Raw genomic sequence first — 14,584 nt, 5'->3', positions numbered from 1 at the left:
AGGGGATACCAAGTGAATACGAAGGCAAAAGGCGTCGCGACATGGCACCGATGCGCGGGCGCAGTCAGGCCATGTCGCGCGCTGGCGTAACGCCCTGGTCAGCCGACCCGGGGATTGACTACGGAATAGCCCCGCAATGATCGCGCATGGATGCGGGTGGCCCGGCCGCCCGAATTGCCGTCATAGGCCATCCAGACATCGCCGCTGACATGCTGCTCGAGCACGAAGACATGCCCGTGCCGTGCGGCGACCATGCCCGGTGCGGGCTGCGTCCTTGGAAAGCGCAGCCAGTTGGACGCCAGGTTCAATCCCGGCACGATGCGGCCGAACACGCGGATCGATGCCGCGCAGCCGCAGAACGAGTGCGGGCAGCCGGCAGGGCGGCCGCCGACGATACGGCCCCTGTCTTCCATACTCGCCATCTGGATCGTGGTGGCGCGTCCCGTCACCTCTTGCGGGGCGTGAACGCGCAATACGGTCGCGCGCACATTCGAGCCGGAGAAGTCGCAGGGCATCGTGACGTTGCATTCGCGCGGCACCGCGAGGTTGGGTCGGAAGGGACGTGCCCCGGCGGCGGTGGATGAAATCGCGATAATGAAAGCAACACCAAACGCAACATGGCAACGCATCGCAGGTCTCCACGTTCAGGAAGCCCGCCCCGCCGCAGAGACAAAATAATCTTGGACCAAAATACGACGCTGCGCCCGACTCCGGGCACTTTCGTCGAGTTCCACTAACCTGCGTTAAGATTCGGTGGGCCTCGCACCACGCGCGTTGCGATGCGGCGAAGGGCGGCGCCTCCGATGTTGCAAAGCAATATCGATCGTCGCAGCTCGATCATCCATCGCGATGAACACACGCAGGGGTGCTCTGCTTGGTTTCCGGTTGCATTCGCGCCGGCAAATTCAGAGAGTGCGGCCTGGAAACGCCGTGGGCGCGCCAGCGTCTGGAAGACGGCTTCCGCCTTGGGGAGAAAACATCATGATGGGTCTATCGTCTGCCTCGCGCAGCCTGTTGCTGGCTGGCGTGGTCTTCACTGCGTTCACGGTTGCCGCTTCGGCGCAGCAGCCCGCGAGCCCGCCCGCCGCGGGCGCCGCACCTGCCGCGCAGCCGCTTCCGCCGGGGTCGCCGCTGATCGGCCGTCCGGACGGCGAGGCCGCTGCAAAGCTCGCTCCCGTCGCGCCGCCGCCGATCCCGGCGCAGGCCGACAAGCTGCCGCTCGCCAAGCTCAAGGTGCCCGCGGGCTTCAACATCGAGGTCTACGCATCGGGCATGACGAATGCGCGCTCGCTCGCGCAGAGCGACAAGGGCACGGTGTTCGTCGGCAGCCGTCTCGTCGACAAGGTCTATGCCATCGCCGACAAGGACGGCAAGAAGGCGGTCAAGGTGATCGCCTCGGGTCTCTATCGTCCGAACGGCGTCGCCTTCAAGGACGGCACGCTCTACATCGCCGAGCTGTCGAAGGTCTCCAAGATCGAGAAGATCGACGAGAACCTCGACAACCCGCCGAAGCCGACGATGATCTACGACAAACTGCCGAAGGACGAGGCGCATGGCTGGAAGTTCATCGCCATTGGCCCCGACAACAAGCTCTACGTCCCGGTCGGCCAGCCCGGCAACAACGTGCTGCACGATGCCGATCACGGCCAGATCCGCCGCATGAATCTCGACGGCTCCGGCGCGGAAGTCTACGCGGTCGGCGTTCGCAACACCGTCGGCTTCGACTGGAATCCCGAGACCAAGCAGCTCTACTTCACCGACAACGGCCGCGACTGGCTGTCGGAGACGGTGCCGGAGGACGAGCTGAACCGCGTCACCAAGGCGGGCGAGGATTTCGGCGCGCCGTTCTGCTACCAGGGCAACATCATCGACCAGGAGCTCGGCTGGGGCAAGGACTGCAAGAACTACACTGCGCCTGTCGGCCTGATGGGCCCGCACACCGCCGCGCTCGGCATGCGCTTCTACACCGGCAGCATGTTCCCGAAGCAGTACAAGAACACGATCTTCGTCGCGCGCCACGGCTCCTGGAACAAGTCGCAGAAGCAGGGCGGTGACGTCGTCGTCGTCAAGCTGAACAAGGACGGCACCGTGAAGTCGATGGAGCCGTTCCTGACCGGCTTCCTCGAGGACAACAAATATGTCGGCCGCCCCGTCGACGTGATGCAGTTGAAGGACGGCTCGCTGCTCGTCTCCGACGACTGGAACGGTGCGGTCTACCGCATCACCTACGGCAAGCAGAAGGTCGCGGCGAAGTAAGAATTGCCGACGCCGATCGGGGGCAGCGCCCGCTGCCCCCGATTTTATTTTGACATGCAAGGATCATCGATGCGCAAGCTCGCGATCACGGTGGCGCTGGCCTCCCTCAGTTTCTCCGCCGGCGCCGAAACCATCCAGGAGCGCGCCGCACCGTGCCTTGCCTGTCACGGCGAGCGCGGCACCTCCGAGACCGAGAACACGCCCTCGCTCGGCGGGCAGCAGGCGCCCTACGCGTTGATCCAGCTCTTCATGTTCCGCGAGAAGCTGCGCGTGTTCGAGCCCATGAACGAGATGGCGAAATCGCTCACCGACGACGATCTGCGCACCTTCTCCGATTTCATCGCGGCGCTGCCGAAGCCCGCGCCGACGGCGGATGCCGCAGATGCCGCACGGACGGCGCGCGGGCAGGCGCTGGCGAACCAGAACCGCTGCAACACCTGCCACAATCCCGACTATTCCGGAAAGGAGAACGTCCCGCGCATCGCGGCTCAGCGCGAGGACTATCTCGCCAAGACGCTCGCCGAATACAAGGACAACACCCGCCACGGCTACGACGCCACCATGGCCGACGTGATGCAGACCGTCGGCAAGGACCAGATCGGCGATCTCGCCTATTATCTCGCGCGGTTCCGCTGAGGGGCTGGGTGTTGTGTATGACGGCCCCGCTGGTCCAGCTTGGCCTTCATGGTTCGCCGGCGATGCAGAGCATCGTCCGGAGACGGCCGCTTCGCGGCCTCCTCACCATGAGGTTTGAAATTTCGACGCGGCCACGGACTGACTCTATCTAGCGGCAACCACTGACCTCATCCTGAGGGCCCGCCGAAGGCGGGCGTCTCGAAGGATGCGCCGCGGGCGAGCTGCCAGCCAAGTTCTTCTTGATGTGACGGCGGCAGGCGACCTACGCCGGCTTCGCCTCGGAATGCTTGCGGCCGATCAGCACGTGCGCGCCGTCGGCCTCGATCCACTCGTCGTGCAGTTCGCCATCGGCAACTGAAAAGACCTGCCCCGCACGATAGGCCACCGGCTCGCCGGTCTGCCGCACGACAAACGTGCCTGAGATCACGAGCCCGCGAATTTCGAAATGATGCCGGTGCCGTCCCTTGCCCGGGCGGGGATCGAGCTTCTGGTACTCGATCTCCTGGAAGCCGTCGGCTCTGAGCTGCTGTTCGAAATCGCGTTCGTTCATGCACCCCTCCCGTCAGGCGGCCGCGGCGGCCGTGCGATGCCGAGGATAGGGCGTTTCTGCGACCGCAGCAAACCGCGGGCAGGTCCATCGCCCGCATGCGCGATCGCGCGCGCCAACGCGTGTTATCGCGCCGCTTCCGCGAGCAGCGCGGTGGGATAGACCGGCTTGGTGAAGAATTTGGCGCCATCGGGCAGGGGGCGCGGAAGCGGGCGGCCCGATATCACGATGATCCGCACGCCGGAGTGCTGCTGACTGGCAAGGTGAGCCAGGTCGACCCCATCCATCTTGCCGACCAGGTTGATGTCGGTGACGATCAGGGCAGGGTGCTTCACTTTCAGCGCCAGCGCCGCGGTTTCTGCGTCCTCACACTGCAGCACGTCGAAATTGCTTTCTTCGAGCAGCAGCGCGAGCATTTCGCGCTGGATGTCGTCATCTTCGACGACGATCGCGGTCGGGCGGATCGGCTTTGACTGGCCCATGATTGCACCTCACTGTTCTTATCATTTGTTAAGTGCGTAGATGCCGAATCCGTTCCGTGGGGTGAATATGGTTCCCCCGGATTTGCCCTTTCTCTCACGTGGGAGTGAATGCGTGACCGACGCTGCGTAGCCGGCGTCGGCCGGCTACAGCTTGTTACGGGGCGCGCAATCCCGCCGGTTCATGCTTGCACGCCGGGGGCCGGAACGCTGTCGGTACGTCCGGGCAGTTGGCCTTTCAGCTTCTCGACGATCGAGAGAAATGTCGGCGGCGCTCCAGTCTTTGCGTCGGTCGAAAGGCCTCCGCCGGATTCGAAGGCGCGTTGTGCGATCTCATAGCCGAGCGCCCGGTAGCTCTCGAATTGCGATTCCGAGAAGAACTGGTTCAGCGTGGTCTCGTGCGGGAAGGTCGCGTGGGCGATCGCATAGCTCAAGACGCCCATGGGCTCCGTGCCGTGCAGGCCCGACTTGAAGTACAGCAGCAGCCCGTCCTTCGCGTCGCCGCCATCAGCCTCGCTATAACGAATGTCGCCAATCGCCCAGTATGGCGCCTGCTCCGCAGGGGTCGGACGTTCTTTGAAGCGCTTCTTCAAAAGGTCGAGCCCATGCAGGTCGATGCGTACGCCGAGATCGATCCAGACCTTGCGCAGCGCGTTGCCGAGGTCTTCGAAGGAATAATCGGGGTCGCAGCCGGCGTCGCTGACCACGATCACGCGGCAGCGCCGGCGCACCATCTCGTAAAGGCCGAGGTTTTCGAAATGTCCGCCGTCGGTCAGGTAGACCCAGCGCTCGGTCTCGCTGGTCAGGCCGAACATCTCCATGAAGAACGGCCGGAGTGCGTTTGTCGGCTTCACCGCCGAGTAATAGGGATTGTCTCCGCGCGGATTGGCGAGCCACCAGCCGAGACGCACATTGAACAGCGCCATCAGGAAGGCGACGCCCGGCGAGGAGTTGTAGCCCATGCTCGGGCTCACCGCCGCGCCTGAGATCGCCATGGCGGTTCCGAGCGTGAGGTTTCCGCCGTAAGGCTGCGGTTGGTTGTCCGTGGCGTAGGTCGTCCGGTATGCACCGTCCGAAAACACCGCGCTGCCGCTGCCGCAATGGAGCGGCGAGAACGTGAAGGGCGCGGCCATCCGCTCCTGCCAGGCCAGGTTCTTGGACGACACGAGGTTGAGCGCTCCGCTGATGACATGGAGCGGCTTCCAATGGGCGCCGGTCGGTTTGACATTATGATCCCAAAGCTCCTGCAGGAGTGGGCTGTCGCGGCCGTCGAAATCCGTAAAGGCGTTCTTCGTCTTGTCACGCTCCTTTTCGCTGCGCGACGCACCGAGGAAGGCACGAACCAGCCGGTTCCGGTAGAGGCCGTGAAGTGAGTAGCGATTGATGCTGAGGACATGCGAGGCCGCGTAGATCAACCCTCCAAGCAGGACGCCCACCACCAGCATGATGGTCCAGGGCATATGGCCATCCGCGCCGGAGGCAAACGATCTGAAAGCCGCGTCCCAGCCGATGGACAGCAGAGCGACCAGGACAATGGCGAAGATCGCCGCCGCGATGGCTGCGAGCGTGTTGAGGCTGAGATACTGGCGCAAGCCTGAAATCTGTTCGGCTGCGGCCTTGGTCTTCGAACTCGCTCCGAGGAGGATGGAGAGCAGGCCGGAAAGACCTCCTCCCGCTGCGAGCGTGGGAACGGTTGCATCACCAAGGTGACTCGCGATCCATCTTGCCGCCGGTGGCGCGCCGACCACGATCCCGAACCACAGGAGCCAGCCGAGATAGGCCAGCGTGAAGAGACCGCTCGACCGCGCCTGAAATTCCAGTCCGACATCCACCTCCGACAGGAACTCGGCAAATGCAATATAGGTCACCTCGGCGACTATGCGCGCCAGCACGATCCAGGGCAGCCCGAGTACGCAGGCAAAGCCCGCTGCCGTGGCGGCAGAGTCGGACGGGTTGATCTTCCAAAGCGCAATCAGTCCCATCGCGCTCAGCAGGCCGAAAGCCGCGCCGGCGACGACCCAGGCAACGGGCTCGAGCACGGGATGCTTGGGGCGCGCCTCAAGCGGCGGCCGGGACGATTTCCCGAAGATGAGGGTCCACAGCGGCGCCAGTACCCAGGACACGGCGAAAAAGATCATGCCGAGGATCGTTCCGCGGATCAGCACCGCCGCGATCGGATGCTCTTTGTTGAATTTCTCGATGAATTCGAAGCCGCTGGCGCGAAGCAGATCCGTGAGCGTCTGCAGACCATACGGACTTTGCAACACGAGGACCAGTAGCGCGGCGCCGACAAGGAAGGGAGCGAGATCGCACAGGAGAAAGCCGGATTGAGAGACGTTGATCCAGCCGCGCGCGGGTCGGTTTGCGACGGAGAAGGACAAGGAAACCAGCAAGCACAGCGTTGGTATGGTCATCACGACCAGGAACCATATCGAACTGTCTTTGATGCCGTGGGCATCGATGAGCGCGAAGTAGAGTGCCTTGGTGACGAGCACCGCAAGGATCATCGGCGGGACGAGCAGGATCCAGTTCAGGAACAGATTGCGCAGGACGCTGGCGACATCGCTCCACAGGTCTGGCGAAAGCGACGAGAAGCTTGGAGAGAGGAAGTGCGAGTTGCGCCGAAGGTTGGAAATCGGCTCTGCCTCTTCGTGATCTCCGAGTGGACCGCGACTGTCTCGCTCGTTGAGTGCTGACACGACCGAGTCCGGCGTGGAGCCATGACCGGTCCCGGTCGTTTTCGCGGCTGCTCCGCGGGGGAGCAGCTTGCGTTGCTGATACAGCCACGCCGACAGCCAACTGCCGATGTACCCGCCTCCCGACACGGTCGAAAGATACTCGAACTGCCGCAGAGCCGAACCCCGCTCCTCGTCCTTGCGTTTCGACGTGACATCCAGCGCGGCAATCCTCTGCAGAATTCCAAGCGCAAACGCCGCGCTGCGGATTCCGCCGCCGGACAGGCATAGCGCCCACCGGTCGTCCGCGTTGAGGGTTTGGTAGACGGTGAGGAGGTCGGGGGCGGCAGCCGTCGGCGGCGACAATGATCCTGGCGAGCCGTCGGCGGACGGTAGCGGAGCTGCACCCGTTAGAAGGTAGGCTGGTGTCGGCGAGGGCTTAGGCGCTGGCGTCGCCGGGACTGGCGCTGCCTTGGCTGCCGGATCGTCCTCTTTCTTCGGTGGGAATGCCAGGGGAGTTCCGGCGAGAGCCCGCCGCTCTTCCCACAGGACCTGCGCAAGGTTCAATGCCCCCATGATACCCTCCCGCTATTTCACCGAGATCGCTCAAGCTTGCGACAACGAGGGCGGCGCGCGTGTGAAGCAATTCACAAACACGCGCAAATTGTCTGGGGATGGGGAGCTGAGCGGCATCGTCGCCCGGCGCGCCGTCACTTCAGCTCCTGCAGCAGCCTTTCCGCCTCGTCGAGCAGCAGTCGATCCTGTCCCGCCTCGGCCTTGGCCGCGCGCGTGAACAGGCCGTGCGTCTGTGCATTCCGGTTTCCTCTCGGCGCCCCTGATCGCCGCGCCCCGCCATGCATGCGGCATCGCGCCGTCCCCTGGATGGCCGGTGCGCTGCATGTCCCGCCATCGCGGGTCCTCGCGCCACAGCGGGGGCTCGCCTGCATCGGAGCCGTGTTGCGGGGGTGGGTGCCGGTCATGGGTTTGCCCCTTGCCGTGCGCCGCCCGGGCCTGTCTCCGCGACGAGCATGTTCGCATGCTGGGTGACGTTGCCGACGATCGCGCGTCCGCCGTCCTGTACGGACAGGTTCTGGACCGTGATCGCGCGTTCGTCGCTGTTGCGGTGGCGGCCCAGCGCCTCGACCTGGGCGGCGAAGGTGCGGGAGAGCCGGGTCAAGGCGCGGGTGACCGTTTCCTGCTGCGGAAGGTCGTCGGTGCAGGCGAGCCGGCAGGCGCAGCGCATCGCCGCCATGTGAACCGAAACCATCTGGGACACCAGCATGGCCTCGATGGAATCCTTCGGCGCGATGTTCCTGATGGTCGAGATCATGAAGGCGAGATTGGTCTCATCGGGCTTCTGGCCGGTCGCGCTCGCCTTGACCAATTGCCGGAGCAGGCCGTGCAGTGCGTCGCGATCGACGGCGCCGAGCGCCTCGGCCAGCAAGCGTTCACCGGCTTGCGGGTCCGGATGGCTGATCGCGATGCGGCGCTTGTAGAGCCTGACCCGCGGCGTCGCGGCATCGCCACTGCGATGGTTTGCCGCAAGCGGCGAGGTGATGTGGGGTTCGAGAGCTGTCGTCATGGGCCAGAGTCCTTTGCTGACGCAGGCGCGCACGCGCGAGCGTTCGCCCGTCGCGCGCGGATGCGGATTTCGGAATATCGATGAAGGGGTTACGCGCAACCAGGTCGTGACATCCATGGCCAGGCCGGCGGGGATGCTGACGCGTGTTGCGACGGTGACATTATGCCCCTGTTTTGCCCGACAACGCAAACGTCGTTGCGGTGTTCGCAAGCCCTTGTTCTCTCACGGGCCGGCTACTGTGCATGGGGTTGTTTTCGAACTTTTTGTTTGGAGAGCACCCTTCGCCTGCCGCGCGGCGGAATGCGGAGCGCTGCAGACGCGCAAACGCGATTGCGTAATCCGGTGCGCCCGCTCATCATGCCCGCACGCGCGGCACCAACAAACATGCACAAGCGGCGCGCGAGGTTGGGAGAGAACGAATGCAACGAACGGCTCGCCTGCTGGCGCTCATCGCCGGGTTATGCGCCTGCGCGCCGACCACTGAAGCCGTCGCGCAGAAATATCCGACGCGTCCGGTCAAGATCATGGTCGGCTTCAGCGCGGGCGGTCCGGTCGACGTCGTCGCGCGCATCGTCGGCGATCGTCTCGGCAACAAGCTCGGGCAGCCCTTCGTCGTCGAGAACCGCGCCGGCGCCAACGGCATGATCGCCGCCGAAGGCGTCGCGCGTGCCGACGCGGACGGCTACACCATGCTCGCCTGCAACTCCTCGACCATCACGCTCAACAAGACGCTGTTCAAGGACATCCGCTACGATCCGCAAGCCGATTTCGCGCCGCTCACCACGGTGGTGTCGGCGCCGCTGGTGCTGGTGGTCAATCCGGAGAACCCCAGGACCGCCGACATCAAGACTGTCGCCGATCTCGTCGCCGCGGCGAAGGCCAAGCCGGGCGAGCTCGCCTACGGCTCAGGCGGCAACGGCAACCTCGCCCATCTCGCCATGGAGCTGCTCGCCCAGAAGGCCGGGATCAAGCTGATCCACGTGCCCTATCGCGGCGGCGCGGCGTCCGAGGTCGGCATTCTCGCGCAGGAGGTGCTGGCAGTGTTCGATCCGCTGTCGGCCGTGCCGCTGGTCAAGGCCGGCAAGCTGCGCGCGCTCGCGGTGTCCTCGGCCGAGCGGCTGCCGGCGCTGCCCGACGTGCCGACCGTCGCCGAAGCCGGCTACCCCGGCTTCGACATCTCGTTCTGGGTCGGCTTCTTCATGCCGAAGTCGACACCCGCGCCGATCCTTCAGACGCTGCACCAGGAGATCGTCACCGCGGCCAAGGATCCCGCCGTCGCGGACAAGCTCGGCTCGCAGGGCGTCGTCAGCGTGCTGACCCCGGCCGATTACGCCGCCAAGATCGCGAAGGAGACGAAGGACCTTGCCGAGGTCGTCGCGGCGGCGAACATCAAGGCGGAGTAGGGGGCGCTGCTTCTGTTTGTCGTCCGCCGAAGCCTCCACGACGTCGTGGCCGGGCTTGTCCCGGCCATCCACGTCCCGACGCGCGGCGCGAAGAACGTGGATGCCCGGGACACGCCCGGGCATGACGGCCCCTTGTAAGGCTCACGCAGCCCCTCACAGCCACAGGATCTGCTTGCGATAGGAGAGATCGTTCAGCAACGGTGCCGCCGGCCCCTGGTGGAAGACCGCGCCGCGCTCCAGCGCGAAGACGCGGTCGGCGAGCGCGAGCACGAGGTCGAGATTGTGCTCGACGATCACGATCGACATGTGCTTGCGGAGCTGGTCGAACACGGCGAACAGCTCCAGCGTCACCGCGGGCGCGAGGCCCTCGAAGGGCTCGTCGAGCAGCAGCAGGCGCACATTGCCGGACATGGCGCGGGCGACCGCCACCATCTGCTGCTCGCCGCCGGACAGATAGTCGGCCGCGACATTCATGCGCTCCTTCAGCCGCGGGAAGGTGTGCAGGATCTGCTCCTCGTCCCAGACGACGCCGTCGCTGCCATCGGTCTTGCGGGCGAGGCGGCCGAGCGCGAGGTTTTCGCGCACCGTCATGCCGGCGAACAGCCCGCGCCCCTGCGGCACATAGCCGACGCCGCGGCGCGCGATGTCGGGGGCAGGCATGCGCACGATGTCGGAGCCGCGATAGTCGATGCTGCCCGAGGCGGCCGGCACCAGGCCGGCGATGGTCTTGAGCAGCGTCGACTTGCCGGCGCCGTTACGGCCCAGCAGCGCAACGATCTCGCCCTCGCGCACGTCGAGCGCGGCGTCGCTGAGGATGTGGCTTTTGCCGTAGAACGTATTGACGCCCTCGAGGCGCAGCACGGTCCCGTGCGCGCCGGATTCCTCCACGCTGCGGCGATGCTCGACGGGAGGAATGCCCTTGCCGGTATAGATCTCCTGCACCCGCAGATCGGCCCGCACCGCCCTGGGGCAGTCGGACATCAGCACCTCGCCCTGGTTCATCACGGTCACCACTTGCGAGAAGCCGAGCACGCGATCGATGTCGTGCTCGACGATCAGCACGGGAATGTTGGCCGCGATGTTCTTGACGAGGTTGGAGACCCGCTCGCGCTCGGCCGCGGCGAGGCCCGCCAGCGGCTCGTCGAGCAGCAGCACCTGCGGCTTCGAGCCGAGCGCGATACCGAGATCGACCAGGCGCTGCCCGCCATAGGAGAGCTCGCCGCCCTCGATCTCCTCGATGCCCTCGAGGCCGAGGAATTTGACGAGCGCGGCGGTCTCGGCGTGGATGTCCTGGTACGCGTCGATGTCGTTCCAGATGTTGAAGCGCATCGGTCGCCGGGCTTGCAGCGACAGGCGAAGGTTCTCGTAGATCGAGAGTCCGCGGAACAGATTGGTGATCTGGAACGAGCGCGCCAGTCCCTGATGGCAGATCGCATTCGCCGGCACGCCAGCAATATCACGGCCCTGCAGGCGGATCGTCCCCTGGTCCGGCGCGTAGAGGCCGGAGACGAGGTTGAACAGCGTGGTCTTGCCGGCGCCGTTCGGCCCGATCAGCGCATGGATCTCGCCGGCGGCAACGGAGAGGCTGGCGTTCTCGACGGCGCGGATGCCGCCGAACTTGCGCGAGACGCCGCTGACCTCGAGCACGGTGCCTTGCAGCGCGTCCGGCCGCAGGAAGTCCGGCAGCGGCAGGCCGTCATAGATCTTGCGCCGGCTCATCGCGGCCTGCTCTTCGGCCGGAGGACGCAGGCGCCGCATGACGAGCGCGCCGATGCCGACGAGACCGCCGGGCGAGTACATCACGAAGGCCACAAAGGTGAGGCCGAACCAGAACAGCCAGTCCGACGTCCAGATCGAGAACAGCTCGCGGAACAGGATGAAGAACAGCGCCCCGAGCGCAGGCCCCAAAAGGCTGCGCATGCCGCCGATGACGACCATGGCGAGCAGTTCGCCGGCAAACGGCACCGAAACGGCTTCGGCGGAGACGAGATAGTTCAGAAAACCGATCAGCGCGCCGGCAAGGCCGGTGACGACGGCAGAGATCACGAACACCGCGAGCTTGTAGCGCTCGACCGGATAGCCCTGGAAGCTCGCACGCAACTGGTTCTCGCGGATCGCCACCAGCACGTGCCCGAACGGCGAGCGCACCAGCCGCATCAGCACGTAGAGCACGGCGAGGCCGATCAATGCGACGACGATGTAGTAGTTCAGCGCGCTGTCGAAGCTGAAGGGACCGATGCCGCCGCGCTTCAATCCGCCGAGCCCGTCCTCGCCGCCGGTGAGGCTCGTCCAGCGAAAGGCAGTGGTGTAGACCAGCGCCGCCAGCGCCAGTGTCAGAAGTGAGAAGTAGACGCCGCGCCGGCGCAGGATCAGCATGCCTATCGCGGTGGAAGCGATGGCGACGACGATCATCGATCCCAGCAGCGGCAGCCAGATCTCGCCGGGGAAGAAACGAAGCTGGATCAGGCCGGCGGCATAGGCGCCGATGCCGAACCAGGCGCTGTGGCCGAACGAGACGAGGCCGGTATAGCCGATGCAGAGGTTCAGCCCCATGGTCGCGATCGCAAGGCCGACGATCCAGGTGCCGGTGTTCAGCGACAAGCCGAACGCCTTCAGCAGGAACGGCAGCGCGACGATCGCGATCGTTGCGATCAGCAGCGGTTGCAGCCTTGCGGGTGTCGCGGCGCGGCTCATTCGAACTTCTCGATGCGCTCGCCGAGCAGGCCGCGCGGACGCACCAGCAGCACCAGGAACATCAGGATATAGACCGAGGCTTCGCCGGCCGCGGGCTCGAAGTGAATGGCGATACCGCGGACCACGCCGACGAGCAGCGCCGAAATGACCACGCCCCAGAAGCTGCCGAGACCTCCGATCACGACCACGACGAAGGCGATGGTCATGATCTCGGCGCCCATGGCCGGATGCACCGTCGTGATCGGCGCGAAGAAGGCGCCGCCGAGCGCGGCCATGCCGACGCCGAGCATGACGATTGCCGTCATGTAAGGCTGCAGCCGGATGCCGAGCGCGGCGACCATGTCCGGCTTCTGAATGCCGGCGCGCACCACGCGTCCGAACGAGGTCTTTTGCAGCAGCAGCCAGATCCCGAGCAGGATCGCCGCGACCACGGCGAGGATCAGCAGGCGATAGCGCGAGAACAGGAAGTCGCCGACGATGACCGAGCCGCGAAAGCTTTGCGGGATCTCGGTCGAGACTGGCGCCGCGCCCCAGATCATGCGGATGGCCTGTTCGGCGACCATCGCAAGGCCGAAGGTCACGAGCAGGCTCAGGATCGGATCGGCCGTATAGAAGCGGCGCAGGATGAAGCGCTCAAAGAGGATGCCGAGCAGGGCGACCGCGAAGGGCGAGATCACCACGGAGGCGCCGAAGCCGAGGCGTTTGGTCAGCTCGACGCAGACATAGGCACCGAGCGCATAGAAGGCACCATGGGCAAGGTTGACGATGCCGCCGACCGAGAAGATCAGCGAGAGCCCGAGCGCGATGAGCAGGTAATAGCCGCCGAGCACGAGGCCATTCACCACCTGTTCCAGCAAGAACTCGAACTGCATGTTGCGTCCATTGCCTTTGATGAAGAACGGCGCCGGCTGGGCCGGCGCCGTGGACGTCTATCGGCTGGGCCCGTTCGTCAGGCCTTCATCTCGCAGGGATTCTGCTCCCTGGTCGGATAGATCGTCTCGAGCGGATCGTTCGCCACCGGCACCGCATCGCCCAGCACCAGCATGTCCCACTGGTCCTTCATCTGGTCCTTCGGCTTGACCGTGAACGGATAGGCCTCCTGCACCAGCTGGTGATCCCAGCCGCGGAAATAGGCCTTGCGCGCTTTCATGATGTCGAACTGGGACTGCTTCTCGAAATAGGCGATCAGCTCGTTGCTATCGGTCGACTTGGTCGTGTTGATCGCTTCGGCCAGCAGCTTCAGTGTGATGTAGTCGATCCAGGCGTGGTTCTCCGGCGGCTTGCCGTACTTCTTGCTGAACGCGGCGACGAAGGCCTGCGACGCCGGGTTGGCCAGCGTGTGATACCAGACCGTCGGCCAGGTGCCGCTGAGATTGCCCGCGCCCGCGGCCCAGGCATCGCCGGTGTTGAGATTGAAGCCGACGAGGGGATAGGGCAGGCCGAACTCGGCATATTGCTTGACGAGATTGGTCACCTGGTTGCCGGCGAGGTTGCAGCAGACCACGTCGGGCTTGGCCTGGCGAACTTTGAGCAGATACGGGCTGAAGTCGGTCGCGTCGGTCGCGATCAACTCGTCGCCGATCAGGTTCGCATCATGCGTGCTGAAGAACGCCTTCGCGGCCTTCAGCAGGTCATGGCCGAAGATGTAGTCGGCCGTGAGCGTGAAGAACTTCTTGCCCTTCACCATGCCCCTCTGCGACAGGGCGGTGCCGACCGCGTTGACCATCACCGTGTTCGGGATGTCGCAGTGGAAGGAGTATTTGTTGCAGTTCTTGCCGCGCAGCGCGTCCGATCGCGCGCCGGTCGAGAAGAACACCTTCTTGTTGCGCTCGGCGACCTGCATGATGGTGAGCGAGGATGCCGAGGAGATCTCGCCGAGCAGCACCACCGCGCCGTCCTGCTCCAGCATGCGCTGCGCCTTGGTCGCGGCGGTCGCGGGGTTGATCGAGTCTTCCGAGAGCAGGTCGACCTGCTTGCCCAGAATGCCGCCCGAGGCGTTGATCTCTTCGGCCGCGAGCTTCACGCCGAGCTGCGCGTAGCTGCCGATCACGCCGAGAAAGCCGGTGAGCGGCGTCAGGTGCCCGATCCGGATCCGTTCGGCCTGCGCCCTCACGATTGCGGGAAACCCAAATGCGGACGCGCCGACAAGGGCGGCGCCTGCCCGTAACACCGTCCGTCGCGGGTAGCGGATCATGTCTGTCTCCTCCCGGGTGCATCGTGCCTCTCTTCAAAACCGGCTATCCGATAATGTGAGAGATGTTCTTTTAATGCTGGAGGATAATCCCGAACGCCGTTGCCGGTGTCAACCGGCA

At 65.1% G+C, this 14,584-nt stretch carries 12 protein-coding genes; 3 read left to right on the top strand and 9 right to left on the bottom strand.

Annotation, left to right across the window (positions count from 1 at the left end):
• Positions 1-98: 98 nt before the first annotated feature.
• Positions 99-629 (bottom strand): hypothetical protein, encoded by a 531-nt coding sequence (locus A7X65_RS28770; RefSeq protein ID WP_063691589.1) that lies wholly within the window; start codon positions 627-629, stop codon positions 99-101.
• 352 nt (positions 630-981) lie between these two features.
• Here A7X65_RS28770 and A7X65_RS28765 point away from each other — a divergent pair, with 352 nt between their 5' ends.
• Together A7X65_RS28765 and A7X65_RS28760 are read left to right on the top strand one after the other, a co-directional pair.
• A complete protein-coding gene (locus A7X65_RS28765; RefSeq protein WP_156528178.1) occupies positions 982-2,256 on the top strand; it encodes a PQQ-dependent sugar dehydrogenase in 1,275 nt (424 codons plus the stop codon).
• A gap of 69 nt (positions 2,257-2,325) precedes the next feature.
• Complete coding sequence (locus A7X65_RS28760; protein WP_063691587.1) at positions 2,326-2,892, top strand: c-type cytochrome; 567 nt, start codon at positions 2,326-2,328, stop codon at positions 2,890-2,892.
• 262 nt (positions 2,893-3,154) lie between these two features.
• On the opposite strand, the gene A7X65_RS28755 is transcribed toward A7X65_RS28760, so the two are convergent.
• The 5 genes from A7X65_RS28755 to A7X65_RS28735 all read right to left on the bottom strand — a co-directional run bounded on the left by A7X65_RS28755 (position 3,155) and on the right by A7X65_RS28735 (position 8,175).
• The gene (locus tag A7X65_RS28755; protein WP_063691585.1) at positions 3,155-3,442 is read right to left on the bottom strand and encodes a cupin domain-containing protein; all 288 of its coding nucleotides are present in this window, start codon (positions 3,440-3,442) and stop codon (positions 3,155-3,157) included.
• A 122-nt stretch (positions 3,443-3,564) separates the two neighbouring features.
• Positions 3,565-3,921, bottom strand: a complete 357-nt coding sequence (locus A7X65_RS28750) for a response regulator (RefSeq protein ID WP_063691583.1) — start codon at positions 3,919-3,921, stop codon at positions 3,565-3,567.
• A 179-nt stretch (positions 3,922-4,100) separates the two neighbouring features.
• Complete coding sequence (locus tag A7X65_RS28745) at positions 4,101-7,169, bottom strand: patatin-like phospholipase family protein (protein WP_156528175.1); 3,069 nt, start codon at positions 7,167-7,169, stop codon at positions 4,101-4,103.
• A 134-nt stretch (positions 7,170-7,303) separates the two neighbouring features.
• Positions 7,304-7,573, bottom strand: a complete 270-nt coding sequence (locus A7X65_RS28740; RefSeq protein WP_063691579.1) for an HGGxSTG domain-containing protein — start codon at positions 7,571-7,573, stop codon at positions 7,304-7,306.
• Positions 7,570-8,175: a hypothetical protein gene (locus A7X65_RS28735; RefSeq protein WP_063692571.1), complete on the bottom strand. Its 606-nt coding sequence runs from the start codon at positions 8,173-8,175 to the stop codon at positions 7,570-7,572. The genes A7X65_RS28740 and A7X65_RS28735 overlap by 4 nt, the downstream gene beginning before the upstream one ends.
• Before the next feature lie 419 nt (positions 8,176-8,594).
• On the opposite strand from A7X65_RS28735, the gene A7X65_RS28730 reads away from it, so the two are divergent.
• Positions 8,595-9,578 (top strand): Bug family tripartite tricarboxylate transporter substrate binding protein, encoded by a 984-nt coding sequence (locus A7X65_RS28730; protein ID WP_063691578.1) that lies wholly within the window; start codon positions 8,595-8,597, stop codon positions 9,576-9,578.
• A gap of 153 nt (positions 9,579-9,731) precedes the next feature.
• On the opposite strand, the gene A7X65_RS28725 is transcribed toward A7X65_RS28730, so the two are convergent.
• From A7X65_RS28725 to A7X65_RS28715, 3 genes are all read right to left on the bottom strand, one after another.
• Positions 9,732-12,272 (bottom strand): branched-chain amino acid ABC transporter ATP-binding protein/permease, encoded by a 2,541-nt coding sequence (locus tag A7X65_RS28725; protein ID WP_063691576.1) that lies wholly within the window; start codon positions 12,270-12,272, stop codon positions 9,732-9,734.
• Positions 12,269-13,144, bottom strand: a complete 876-nt coding sequence (locus A7X65_RS28720; RefSeq protein ID WP_063691575.1) for a branched-chain amino acid ABC transporter permease — start codon at positions 13,142-13,144, stop codon at positions 12,269-12,271. The genes A7X65_RS28725 and A7X65_RS28720 overlap by 4 nt, the downstream gene beginning before the upstream one ends.
• 77 nt (positions 13,145-13,221) lie before the next feature.
• A complete protein-coding gene (locus A7X65_RS28715; protein ID WP_063691573.1) occupies positions 13,222-14,466 on the bottom strand; it encodes an ABC transporter substrate-binding protein in 1,245 nt (414 codons plus the stop codon).
• Positions 14,467-14,584 lie beyond the last annotated feature (118 nt).

Source organism: Bradyrhizobium stylosanthis, assembly GCF_001641335.1.
Classification (GTDB): Bacteria; Pseudomonadota; Alphaproteobacteria; order Rhizobiales; family Xanthobacteraceae; genus Bradyrhizobium; species Bradyrhizobium stylosanthis.
This window is presented reverse-complemented; position numbering and strand designations above follow the sequence as displayed.